The sequence below is a fragment of the Pseudoalteromonas sp. MER144-MNA-CIBAN-0113 genome (genome assembly GCF_040308965.1).
In the GTDB taxonomy this organism is placed as follows: Bacteria; Pseudomonadota; Gammaproteobacteria; order Enterobacterales; family Alteromonadaceae; genus Pseudoalteromonas; species Pseudoalteromonas tetraodonis.
On record NZ_JBEOOG010000014.1, the window covers coordinates 1 to 12,642 of the forward strand.

The 12,642-nt window shown below is 40.5% G+C and carries 8 protein-coding genes; 4 read left to right on the plus strand and 4 right to left on the minus strand.

Features of this window, described 5'->3' with window-relative positions; translation table 11 throughout:
• Positions 1 to 369 precede the first annotated feature (369 nt).
• Genes AAEY57_RS05435 through AAEY57_RS05445 form a run of 3 tightly spaced genes read left to right on the plus strand, consistent with a single transcriptional unit; the run spans position 370 to position 5,517 of the window.
• Positions 370 to 573, plus strand: coding sequence for a DUF3283 family protein (locus AAEY57_RS05435; protein WP_013465864.1), 204 nt, complete (start codon positions 370 to 372; stop codon positions 571 to 573).
• Between the two features lie 11 nt (positions 574 to 584).
• A complete protein-coding gene (locus tag AAEY57_RS05440; RefSeq protein ID WP_138563576.1) occupies positions 585 to 986 on the plus strand; it encodes a GNAT family N-acetyltransferase in 402 nt (133 codons plus the stop codon).
• Between the two features lie 25 nt (positions 987 to 1,011).
• Entirely contained in the window at positions 1,012 to 5,517 is a 4,506-nt protein-coding gene (locus tag AAEY57_RS05445; protein WP_138563578.1) for an EAL domain-containing protein, read from the plus strand.
• 24 nt (positions 5,518 to 5,541) lie between these two features.
• On the opposite strand, the gene AAEY57_RS05450 is transcribed toward AAEY57_RS05445, so the two are convergent.
• Positions 5,542 to 6,486: an ion transporter gene (locus AAEY57_RS05450; RefSeq protein WP_193049698.1), complete on the minus strand. Its 945-nt coding sequence runs from the start codon at positions 6,484 to 6,486 to the stop codon at positions 5,542 to 5,544.
• Positions 6,487 to 6,494: 8 nt separating this feature from the next.
• On the minus strand, positions 6,495 to 9,161 hold the full coding sequence (locus AAEY57_RS05455; protein WP_138627324.1) for a bifunctional acetate--CoA ligase family protein/GNAT family N-acetyltransferase: 2,667 nt from the start codon (positions 9,159 to 9,161) through the stop codon (positions 6,495 to 6,497).
• 114 nt (positions 9,162 to 9,275) lie between these two features.
• On the opposite strand from AAEY57_RS05455, the gene AAEY57_RS05460 reads away from it, so the two are divergent.
• Positions 9,276 to 9,992, plus strand: coding sequence for an SIMPL domain-containing protein (locus AAEY57_RS05460; protein WP_138627463.1), 717 nt, complete (start codon positions 9,276 to 9,278; stop codon positions 9,990 to 9,992).
• Here AAEY57_RS05460 and AAEY57_RS05465 read toward each other — a convergent pair.
• Complete coding sequence (locus tag AAEY57_RS05465) at positions 9,984 to 10,643, minus strand: hypothetical protein (protein ID WP_335675015.1); 660 nt, start codon at positions 10,641 to 10,643, stop codon at positions 9,984 to 9,986. The genes AAEY57_RS05460 and AAEY57_RS05465 overlap by 9 nt on opposite strands.
• Before the next feature lie 105 nt (positions 10,644 to 10,748).
• Complete coding sequence (locus AAEY57_RS05470; protein WP_350606808.1) at positions 10,749 to 12,581, minus strand: DUF885 domain-containing protein; 1,833 nt, start codon at positions 12,579 to 12,581, stop codon at positions 10,749 to 10,751.
• Positions 12,582 to 12,642: the final 61 nt, after the last annotated feature.

Here is a 12,642-nt window from a genome sequence, read left to right on the forward strand (position 1 = left end):
AAAAAGAAAATGGCAGGGCTAGACGATGATTATCGCTCAACCCTGTTAGAATCTGGGATTAAAATGCGCTAGCCGTGCAAAAGTTACCACCAACAATTATTGATTACGTTGAATTATTTACAGTCGCTTATTTTTATTAGTTATAGAGTTAGTTTTTTATAAGTTTAAACGTATAATCTACGTTTTATTGAGCGAGGGGTTGTTGACCTTTGCGGATGAAAATTTGTTCAAACTAGGGGCGCTCGGCGCGACTTGTTTAACCTAGTGGGCTAGTAAAAGTCGAGCAAAGCCTCCGTGTGCTGCTCACGGCCCTTACCTGTATTCATGCAGGCAACAATAAGTTTATAGCCCCTAATAATTGGAGTGAATATGAGTTTTAATCTGTGTAACTTGCCGCGAGAGCAGAAGTATCAAATTCAGTTAGATTACGAGGCCTCATTTTGGGCTTATCAAATTAAGCGCGGTAAAAAAACGCGTGAGCAAGTGTACGACACTCTGCATAGTCGTCCTGTTGCAGAGCAAGGTGTTTTAAAACAAAAATTTGAGCAGTATTTGGCCATTATGCTTAGCTAGGTTTGCCTACTATGCTTGTAATTAAACAATTAGAATCAATTAAAACGCCCTTAGTTAATAAGTTTTATACGTTACATCACGTCCGCGGCCGTGCTAACAAACAGGATCAAGTCTGGGTCGCTTACGATAATAATACGATTATTGCCGCCTGCCGGTTACAGAATAAGCCCACTTTTTTATTTTTATCAACGGTGTTTGTGGCTCCTTCTTATCGTTCAAAGGGGGTGGCAACCCAGTTATTAGTTGCCCTTTTAAATGCGCAAACAGAACCTGTTTACACCTTTGCTTATCAACGCCTTACTGATTTTTATCAAGCACTTGGTTTTAACCAAGTGTTAACATATACTCCTTCATTATTAACGCTATTTGATGCCTATAAGCACCGAAATATTACCGCATTGAAATATCAATAAAACATAAATTAGCAATAGGATAAGCATGGGTATGAGTATTAATGGGTTTATCACAGCCATATTTGTGCTGTTTATGCTCATAAGCGTTGAAGTAACAGCGCAAGTAAAACGATTATCCCCAAGCGAAGGCTTATCTCAAAGTTACGTTAATACCATGCTTATCGATAACAATGGGTATTTATGGCTCTCTACTGAAGGAGGCCTTAACCGATACGATGGCTATCAAGTTATTCCAATCAATGGCCCTAATGGTGAGTTAGAAGAGGCGATCATCGATCGCATATATCAAGACCAACAAGGGCATATCTGGATTGCCTCCTTATTAGCAGGCTTGTTCAGATACGATCCGAAAACGGATACCTACCAACAATACATAGAAAAACCTGTCACAGAAGAGCAAATACTACAGCAGTCCGTTTTTACTATGTTAGCCACCGATGATAAAACCTTATGGATTGGACAAGGCCGAGAGTTTGCAAAACTCGATATAGACAACGGCTCTATTACCTCCTTATTTACACTTCCTGAGCAATTTGAAAATGCGTTTGTGCGTACTTTGTTTCATTATAACGGTTATATTTTTATCGGTAGCACAGACGGCGCGTATGTTTTTAACATCGCAACACAGCAGGTAAGGCCACTCGAGCACTTGAGCGAAACGGATGTACATATTTATCAAAATAATGTGAAATCATTTGCGCTAGGTAATAACAATCAGTTGCTTGTAGGTGCGGTTAAGGGTTTATACGCTGTTGATATTAGTAATTTAGAGGCAATGTTTAACAACCGCGAACAATCATTTACAAGCCAAAAATTACTGGCCGATTTGAATGTTTGGGATATTGATAATCAGCAAGGAGTGCTCGATTTAGCAACAGATAAAGGCCTGCTTTGTTTTAATTTAACTACTAAAAAAGTGGTAAAAAATAAACGTATCCAACAGAGTAAGTACACCCTCGCCGATAACAGTATTATTGATATGGTGAAAGATAAATCGGGCGGAATGTGGCTAGCCACTAAAACCGATGGTGCGTTTTATTTATCGGGCGACAATTACAAGTTTTATAATGTAGAGGGAAATGCACTGGTTGGGGATGGTTTATCACATCATTCGGTATGGTCAATTAAGGAGTTCCAAGAAAAGCTATGGTTAGGCACACACAATGGTTTAACTGCGGTTGATTTAAAAAGTAATCGCTCAAAGGTGTATTTAAAAGATTATAAAGTCGATTTACTGACCACAGAGTTTACTATTTTCAAAATTATGCCTTACAAAGATAAACTCTGGTTGCACTCAAACCGAGGATTATTCATTTTTGACCCGCAAACTCAGCAACTTACCCAACCAAGAACTAACAGTCCTACCAATCAGATTTTTTTAAATGATTGGATGCATGGCCTGACATTGCTACCAAACGGGGATTTGTATTTTGTACACCCAGATCATGGTATGTTTAAATATAATATTGATAGCCGACAATTAGTTCACTTAAAAGGCGAATTAGCACAATTTGACCCTTTTTTAGCGCATGGCTTTTTACCCCCATTACCGCACCAACCCGAGAAGCCATTATTTTTTAGTGGTGGCGTTTTATATCAATTTAACCCCAATGATTTAAGTTTAAACACCATTTATAAAGTGCCTAAACACCATGAAAATGTAGCCGTTAGTATTCTTTCCTACGTGGTAGATGGGCAAGGCATACTTTGGCTATCGTTATCTAATTTTGGGCTGATTGGTATAGATGCAACAACCTATGAGTTAGTGCACACAATTGATTTAGATAAAAATAAACTCAGCACCTTGTTGTACGATATGGTTCTTGATGAAGAGGGAATGATTTGGATGAGTAGCCATAAAGGAATATGGCGACTAAATCCTGAAACAATTCATTTTCAGCAATTTACAACATCAGATGGGGTGCTCTCTGCTGAGTTTAATAATGGCGCTATGGCTAAGTTAGCGGATGGTCGAATTGCCTTCGGTAGCCTCAAGGGTTTTACCTACTTTGATCCTAAAGACAATAAAAATAGCCAAGGTTTATTAGATCAGGTCAATATCACGCGCATCAACTTAATGTCTCGGGACTTGTCTATAAATTTACAGCAGCCATTAAAAAATATCACTTTAAATCATGATGATATCGGGCTTGAGATTGCATTTTCAGCGATGTCATTTAGCTTCCAAGAGCGCATTATTTATGAATATCAGCTCGATAAAGGTAAAAAAAGTTATACCCGAAATAATCGGGTGGTGTTTCCTAAATTAAACCCCGGTAGTTACCAGTTAAAAGTCTGGGCAAAAGATCCACTGACCGGCGACTATACTGCGCCAGCCACGTTAAATATTAAAGTGAAATATCCGCTATGGCGTGCTCCATACTTTTTAGCGCTTTATGCCATTTTATTGATCACCATAGTGACTGCATGGGTAATGAGGCGCAACAAAATACAGCGTATCTTATTGGCAGCACACAAAGAAAGCCAAGACAGTGAGGCGCGTTTAAAGCTTGCACTAGAAGGAAGTGAGTCCGGGGTATGGGATTGGCAGGCGAGCCAGTTAAATATTTATCAGCCTAGATTAGTCAACGAATTAGGCTACGAGGATGACTCGGTGAGTTTAGATGCCTACCTAGAAAAAATTCACCCTCAAGAGCGTGCTATTTTTAGGTTGGAGTGGTTAGAATTTTTATCAACAGATAAAGGGTATTTTAATTGTACCTACCGATTACGCCACGCCAAAGGTCATTGGCGCTGGTACAAAGATTTTGGCAAGGTGGTTGAATGGGACAAAAAAACGCCGCAAAAAGTAGCCGGTACGTATACCAATATGACACGCGAAAGGGTGTTTGAAGAGCATGCGCGGTTATTTACTGCCGCGTTTGAACAAACCCGAGATTGGGTGTTTATCTTAGATAAAAACTTTAACATACGTGCCTCAAATAAATCGCTGCAAAGCGCTTTTGGCTTATCAGCAGAGCCTCGTTCAACCCGTGCGCTTAATTTGGGAATGTCCCGCAGTAGCTATTTTGATTATTTACGAATTATGCAAAAGCTTGAAGTGGGCGAACATTTTTCATGTGAAGACACTGTCGTTCTGGCAAACAAAGAGCAACGCCATGTACTGGTTAAAATAAGCGCCGTAGCTGATGAAAGCCAAAGGCTGAGTAGTTTCGTGATTATTTTAACGGATATTCATGCACAAAAGTCAGCTGAGAGCGAACTGCATATACTGGCTAATTACGATTCACTTACTGGGCTGCCAAACAGAACCTTGTTTAACGACAGAGCTATACATGCCATCGATCAGGCGCGCCGCCATCAGTGTAAAGTGGCTTTGTTACACGTTAATATAAAACGGTTTAAGTATTTTAATGATTCATTTGGCACAGAAAACGCCAATGAGATAATAAAGCTGGTGGCGAACCGCTTGAAAACAGCATTACGTCCTTGTGATAGCGTCGCGCGTTTAGGCGGTGATGAATTTGTAATTCTAGTTGAAGATATTCAGCAAATAGAAGAAGTATTACTTATATGCACCAAACTAATGGATTGCGTGAGTAAAGACATTGTTATGAATCAGCAAAGCGTCAATATACACCTAAGTATTGGTGTGGCTATTTTCCCTGATGATGCCGTGCATTATAAAGCACTATTGAAAGCATCAAATGTGGCGCTTTATTATGCTAAAAATGGCTTGGAAGGGTGTTATAAGTTTTACAAACAAGAAATGAATCAACGTGTTGAAAGAGCGATGCATTTAGAATCACAGTTGATCAAAGCTTATCATGAACATGAATTTTGTAATTATTATCAACCCATTATTAATGCATCTACGCAAAAAACAGTGGGCTTTGAGGTGTTACTACGCTGGCCTTATAATCAGTTAGCGAGTACACAAGAGTTTGCAAACGTAGCTGAAAATATAGGTTTAATCACTAAAATAATGCTACAAACATTTCAGCGTGCTTTGGTGCAGTTAGCTCGTTGGCGTAAAGTGTGTCCTGATCTATACCTATCAATTAACCTCTCAGCACTGGATTTTGAATTTATCGGACTCGTCCCTGAAATTCGCCAAGCACTAAACAATGCAGCACTGCCGCCCGAGGCTATTGTATTTGAAATAACAGAGTCTATTTTAATGCGAGACTCAGAACATGCGCTTAAAAATATGGACTTATTAAAGCAACTAGGCTGTAAGTTGTACATGGATGATTTTGGAACAGGGTATGCCTCGTTAACTTATTTGAAGCGCTTTCCGATTGATGTATTAAAAATAGATCGCAGCTTTGTGCAAGATATTGGTATTGATTCGGATAACGAAGCGATTATTCAATCTACACTAACTTTAGCAAGCAGTTTAGGTAAAGAGTGTATTGCTGAAGGGGTTGAAAGCGCACATCAGTTGGCTTTTTTAAAAGCGCAAGGTTGTAGCTACTTTCAAGGTTACTTGTTTAGTAAAGCGGTGCCTAAAGAGCAGGTGCTTGAGCTTATTGAGCACGATTGGCATCCTGTATTCTCACAAGCTTAAAGCGCCGCTTAATACATTATTTTATTAAGGACGCTTACCACAGTGACGGCAAAATAAGTGTGAGCTGCGTTTATTTAGCTCCGCTTTTATTGCTTTATTGGCCTCTAGTTTACTTAGCCCTAGTTTGTAGCGTAACTCCTCAAGGTGATGCATCTGCTCATCAGTGAGCTTACCATCGGTTATTTTCTCGTGGGTGGCATCTTCAAATAGCTGGCGACGTTTGCGTACTTGCTCTGAGAAACTCGACGCTAATAAACCGGTTGGTATGGCAACCATCCCCATACTCACCAAAGTGATTACGCCACCAAATAGTTTACCAATAGGCGTTATAGGTACAACATCGCCATAACCAACCGTAGTTAGGGTTGCCATTGCCCACCACATGGCTGCAGGAATAGAGCCGAACTTGTCTGGTTGAATGTCGTGCTCTAATAAATAAATACCGCAAGAGGCTAAAATAAGCACCACAGACATAATAAAAAATGCCGCCAGTAATGAACTCGACTCATCAATAAACGCCTGCAATAACAATTGCATTGCTCGAGAATAACGGGTGAGCTTAAATACCCGCAACAACCGCAGTACCCGTAAAAAACGTAAATCGATAGCAAAGAAAAACATTAATAAACTAGGCAAAATGGCAATTAAATCGATAATTGCCAGTGGTGATAAAATATATCGAATCCGTTTTTGTGTATTTGAGCAATTCATGGAGGCGTACTTTACGCGATCGACACAAGTCCAAGCACGTATTAGGTATTCAACACTAAATATAGCCACTGATACCAGCTCCAAGATTAAAAACTCGCTATAGTACTCGGTTGCGATGCTGTGCACCGACTCAAGTACAATCGCCACCACATTAATCATAATGATGCTGATCAGTATGACATCTAAAATGTGCCCCGCTCGCTGATACTTACCTGACGCTTCAAATACTTGGTTTATGGTTTGTCTTAGTTTACGCATAGTACCTATTACAATGTGAGCAGCATATTGATACTGCCTTCTTCAAAATCACGACTTATTTTAAACCCGAGTTTACGAGCCAACTCAATCATGCCGGTATTTTCTGGCAGGGTGATACCTTCAACCGTTTTCACGCCTTGGCGTCTGCAGTGAGAAATAGCCGCGTTCATTAAAATACGCCCTAACCCAAGTCCTTGGCAATCAGAACGTACCACAATGGCAAACTCTGCTTGTAAGTTATCGGGATCCATAATCACTCGCGAAACCCCTAATGTGTGCTGTTGCTCGTCTTGTGTTTGGGTAACAATAAATGCCATCTCGCGGTCGTAATCAATTTGCGTCATTTTAGCGAGTTGATCATGGTTAAATTGTGGCAATTCACCAAAAAAGCGCTTGTATCTATCTTCTTTGCTTAAGGAGCGGTCAAACTCTTGATGTGCCTGCTCATCTTCAGGTTTGATTGGTCTGAGCGTTGCTAAGGTCTTATTTTTTAGGGTCACCGTTTCAACCAGCTCAATAGGATAAGGGCGGATTGATAAACGTTTTCGGTGCGCCTGAACCTGATACTGATTTAGGTTCATGGTGGCATCAAGGACTAAAAACTGCCCATTACTGGCTAAAATAGGATTTAGCTCTAATGAGGTGATATCGGGTTGATCTACGACTAATTGAGAAATTCGAGTTAGTAGTGAACACAAGCGATATTTATCTACTTTTTCTGGCAGAATGCGATCTTTAAGAACTCCCTTATCATGGGCGGCGGCAATTAAATATTTAGCTAGGTTCATATTCAGTGGTGGCAAGGCCACCGCCGCTTGAGCGTACTCAAGCCCTGTGCCAGCTTCACCTAATAAAATAACTGGCCCAAAATTAGGCTCTGTTTTAATGGCTATACGCAGCTCATTGGCACCTGCTCTAGGCGCCATTTTTTGTAACGAAAAGCCATCAATAATAGCATCAGGGTAGGTGTTTTTTATTCTTAACAGCATGGCAAATGCCGTTTGCTCGACCTCTTGTGCATCATTGAGGTTGAGTACTACGCCACCGACTTCAGACTTAGAGGGAATACTGGGGCTCATCAATTTTAATGCGACCGGAAAACCTAGCTCTATTGCTTGCTCTTTGGCCTCGGTAGGGGTGTAGGCTACTTCAGTTTGGATACAGTCTATACCGTAGCTACTTAAAATTTGACTCGCTTGATGGGTTGATAAATAATGTTGCTCATCATTTAAAAACTCTTTAATAGCTGCTTTCGCTGCTACTTTATTAATAGTCGCATCATCGGTGTTTGATTCTGGCGTTTGGGTTAAATGTTTTTGGTTACGACGATAGCTTACTAAGTGCATAAAGGCACCTACTGCGCCTTCTGGGGTACGATAGGTCGGAATGGCGTTATTCGCGCAGATGCGTCTGGCTGCAAATGCAGCATCTTCTCCCATGAAATTAGTGATCACATACGGGCGTGCCATTTTTGGTAATTTGTTCAGTGCCTCAACAATAACCTGAGCGTAATTTTCACTCGGGGCCAATGCCGATGGAGTATGAATGATCAGTAAGTTTTTAACTTCTTTAGCATTAAGCAGTATTTCTAATGCGTGTTTGTAACGCACTGGCGCAGAATCGCCAAATATATCGACAGGGTTTGATGTTGTGTCTGAATGTGGGATCACTTTATTGAGTGCTTCGCGCGTTTCATCACTAAGCTGAGCAAGTTTACCTGAGCTTTGAATAAGTTCATCAACGGCCATCACTCCAGGGCCGCCGCCATTAGTTAATATAGTTAGCTGCTCTACTTGCAGTAATTTGGGGTGCATTGCCAAGGTTTGAGTGGCGGCAAAGAGTTCACGCAAATCATTTACTCTCAACATCCCTGCACGTTGAAACATGGCATCATATACTGCATCTGAGCTTTGTTTTCCGCCGGTGTGTATTTCAGCGGCAAGAGCGCCTGCACTGGTTCTGCCCGTTTTAATGGCAATAACGGGCTTAGAAAATGCCGCCGCACGCGCGGCAGAAATAAAGCTGCGAATATCATTAATGTTATCTATGTAAAGTAGGATAGCTTTGGTTTTAGCATCGCGGCCTAAAAAGTCGAGTATTTCGTCAAACTCAATATCTAAACAATCTCCCATTGATACAAAGTATGAAAAGCCAATTTCTTTATTTTTAGCCCAATCAAGAATCGTTGAGCAAACAGCCGCTGATTGCGACACAAAAGCCAGTTTACCTGGCGTGGCAACAGTGTGCGAAAAACTCGCGTTTAAACCTATGTGCGGAATAAGTAACCCTAAGCAATTTGAGCCAAGCAGCGTCACTTTATGCTTTGCAGCGTTATCTTTAAGTTCTTGTTTTTGAGTACTTGTTAGACCATCAGCAATAATAATAGCGCTATGGCACCCCAGCGTACCTAGCTGTTCAATAATTTTCATTAAGGTGTTTTTATTGGTACAGATAACGGCTAAATCAGGTACTTTGGGAAGGGCTTCAATACTTGGGTAAGCCAATACGCCATGCACTGCAGTATGATTGGGTGTAACAGGCATGATGGGCCCTTTAAAGCCCCCTTGTAATAAATTACGCATTACCACATTACCAGCCCGAGTGGGGGTGTTTGATGCCCCAATAACAGCGACTGAGCTTGGATTAAAAAACTGGCTAATACGTTTTAGACTCATTGCGTTTCCTTGGCTGATTAAGTTTTGCTATCTATACCTTCTCAATGTAACCTGTTTATAGTGTTTTTTCGAGCGTGAACGTGCTTATTATTGATATCGGTCAAGGAGACTAAGGTGAATAAAATATCGAATGTAACCGTTGTTATGGCAGCGGCGTGTTTAAGCATTGGCCTAATTGCATTGGGTTTTATTATAAAAGGGGCTGCGCTTGATATTAAAGGGATGGAGCGCACGGTGCAGGTAAAAGGGTTAGCTGAACGTGAAGTTGTGGCAGATACCGTTATTTGGCCTTTGCAGTTTAACGATGCCGACAACAATCTTGAAAAGCTTGTTGAGCGAGTTGAGCAAAAAAATGATGCGGTGATTGCTTTTTTAAAGTTACACGGCTTTGACGATGAAGAAATATCGACAGGTACTCAATCTATTATTGATAAGCAAGCCCGTGAATACGCGAATGATAACCAAAAGTTTAGGTATGTTATTAGCTCAAATATTATTGTTTACTCCAATGCTCCTGATAAAATTAAAAACGCACTGAGCAAAGTGAGTCAGCTAGCTAAACAAAATATAGCTATTGTGCAAGACAACTATCAAACTCGTATTGAGTATATTTTTACTGGGCTTAACGATATAAAACCAGCCATGGTGCAAGAAGCCACAGAAAAAGCCCGAGAAGTGGCAGATAAGTTTGCTAAAGATTCAAATTCACGCTTAGGTAAAATTAAAACCGCTCGCCAAGGGCAGTTTAGCATTAGCGATCGGGATTCAAACACGCCGCAAATTAAAAACGTACGTGTTGTTACCAGCGTAGAATATTACTTATCAGATTAGAGCCGCCACTTGTTCAGTAGAGCGCTGTAAATAAGCGGCGCTCAGTAGCAAGGTTATCTCGCTTGGGGTATTATTTTTTAATGCCTCAAGTATTTGTAATTTTGCTGCAGGATTTTGTTTTTGCTCTATTTCCATTAATGCCAGCAAGGCCGAAAATTCATGTTTTACCGGAATATTTGGCTTATGTGCATAGGCAATATAACTGGCAACCGGAGTGAGCCCTTGCTTATTTGTATGTGCTAATGCATGCAGTAACTCTTCGTTAGATTCAAATAACATTAACGAGCGAACATAGTTAAAAGGCAGTTGTGTGGGCATTGCTTGCTTAAATACATTATGCAGGGCGTTATTGCCAGAGTCGTCTGTACTAATAAATCCCTTATTTAATTTAAGTGCAGGCGTAAAAAAACTCAGCGCATCTAAACTGGTTAGTTTTTCAATAAACGGCGCTGGTGGCGTATTAGTGGTTAAAATACGCACGGCGATGTTTTGCATAAAATCGTATTTAATACTCATGCGTAGCGCACTTTCAAACAGGTAATTAAGCTGTATTACTTGCTGTGCCTCAGTGAGCTTTTTAAAATCGTTATCTAGCTCATCAAACTGCTGTTGTTTAATACGCGCATTGAGTAGCTGTATGCTTAGATCCATTCTGTTCTCCTTGAATTCCAACTTTATCCTAGCTTAATTTTTTGCTTTATAAAACAAAAGGCCGCAATTGCGACCTTTTATAACCTTTAAGTAAATACTTAAAAATTAAGCTTGTTTGCTGGCAATCCACTCATTAACGAAGTTTTCTAGTACGTTTAATGGTACAGGGCCATTTTTAAGCACTACATCGTGGAACTGGCGGATATCAAACTTATCGCCAAGTTGCATTTTAGCATCTTCACGTAGTTCTAAAATTTTCAGCATACCTACTTTGTAAGCCGTTGCTTGAGATGGCATTACAATATGACGCTCAACCATTTTTACACCGTCAGAAGTGGCGTTAGGGGTGTTGTTAACGTAGTAATCAATACCTTCTTGACGAGTCCACTTCATTGCGTGAATACCGGTATCAACCACTAAACGACATGCACGCCATAATTCCATGGCTAAGCGACCAAAATCTGAATACGGGTCTTCGTAAAGCCCCATTTCTTTTGGTAGTAATTCTGAGTATAACCCCCAGCCTTCAATGTAGGCTGTGTAACCACCAAATTTACGGAACTTAGGTACCCCTTCAAGCTCTTGTGAAATGGCAATTTGCATATGGTGACCCGGAATCCCCTCATGATAAGCCAAGGCTTCCATTTGGTATGTAGGCATTGCTTCCATGTCGTATAGGTTGGCGTAGTAAATACCTGGGCGAGAACCATCTGGCGCAGGTTGTTGATAAAACGCTTTACCTGCCGCTTTTTCACGGAATGCTTCAACACGTTTTACAATCATGTCGGCTTTTGGTTTTACAATAAACAGCTCATCTAAGCGTGTTTTCATGTTATCAATTAAACCTTTAGCTTCACTTAGGTACTGTGCTTTACCAGCTTCAGTGTTAGGTAAATAAAATTGCTTGTCGGTTTTCATAAACTGCATAAAGGCGTTTAAGTCGCCCTCAAAGCCGACTTTATCTTTAATGGCACGCATTTCATCATGAATACGTGATACTTCAGCAAGGCCAATGGCATGAATCTCTTTTGCTGTAAGGTCTGTCGTGGTGGTGCGTTTCAGTGCGTTATTGTAAAACGCTTCGCCATCAGGGAATTTCCAAGCACCGTCACGGTCATCAGCACGTTTTTCTAACTGTGCAATGTAGTTAATTAACTTAGAGTAAGCAGGTTTAACCGCTGTTTTTAATGCTTCAGCCGCTTTACTAATAAGTGCATCTTTTTCAGCTTGGTCTATTTCTAAGGCATTAACTTTGCGTTTAAAGTCAGCTAAAAGCGTAGAATCTTCACCTTGTTCAAACGGCGCACCTTTAATGATGTTTTTGCTTGAATCAATCACGTGTGGAAATACAAATTTAGGCGCGATGATGTTTTTATCGGCGCGAATTTCTAAGCCGGTAATAAGTTGATCAAATACACCCGGCACGCCATTTAAACGAGCAATATAATCGTTTGCTTCTTTTACGTTGCTAATTTGATGCTGGTTAATTAAAAAAGCCGGCACCATAGAGTGCGTACCAAACATTTGGTTTACTGGGTAGTTATGGTAACGCCATTTAAAATCAGCAATGCTAGCTTCTAAATCTTGTTTTTTTAAATCATAACTTACTTGAGTAGCTGCATCTAATTGCGCACGGTCAATGCTGTTAAGCGTGACCAAATCGGCTTTAGTTTGTGCCAAGTCTTTAAGCGCTTTTTCTTCGCTGTTGTCATCCCATTTATCGTAATCTTTTTTGATGCCCATGTAGGTTTGATAAACTGGGCTGCTCATTACATCACGATTAAAAGTGTCTTCAAAAAAAGCATTCGCTTTATCAATTTCACTTTGTACAGGTTGAGCTTGAACCGCAGGTGCAGGCGTTGATTGTTGTGTTGCTTGTTGGCAACCTGCAAGCAGTGCCACGCTTACCGTGGCAGCAATTAGAGTAAGTTTACGCATTCGTTTCCCTTTTGTTGTTAGAAACCCATTAGGGTATTTTAATTTTTCATGTATTTACTTT

What these genes read in the sequence shown, in the direction of transcription:
- AAEY57_RS05465 (WP_335675015.1), bottom strand. Translation starts at nt 10,643, where the DNA reads ATGGATCTAAGCATACAGCTACTCAATGCGCGTATTAAACAACAGCAG.
- AAEY57_RS05435 (WP_013465864.1), top strand. Translation starts at nt 370, where the DNA reads ATGAGTTTTAATCTGTGTAACTTGCCGCGAGAGCAGAAGTATCAAATT.
- AAEY57_RS05445 (WP_138563578.1), top strand. Translation starts at nt 1,012, where the DNA reads ATGGGTATGAGTATTAATGGGTTTATCACAGCCATATTTGTGCTGTTT.
- AAEY57_RS05440 (WP_138563576.1), top strand. Translation starts at nt 585, where the DNA reads ATGCTTGTAATTAAACAATTAGAATCAATTAAAACGCCCTTAGTTAAT.
- AAEY57_RS05450 (WP_193049698.1), bottom strand. Translation starts at nt 6,486, where the DNA reads ATGCGTAAACTAAGACAAACCATAAACCAAGTATTTGAAGCGTCAGGT.
- AAEY57_RS05470 (WP_350606808.1), bottom strand. Translation starts at nt 12,581, where the DNA reads ATGCGTAAACTTACTCTAATTGCTGCCACGGTAAGCGTGGCACTGCTT.
- AAEY57_RS05455 (WP_138627324.1), bottom strand. Translation starts at nt 9,161, where the DNA reads ATGAGTCTAAAACGTATTAGCCAGTTTTTTAATCCAAGCTCAGTCGCT.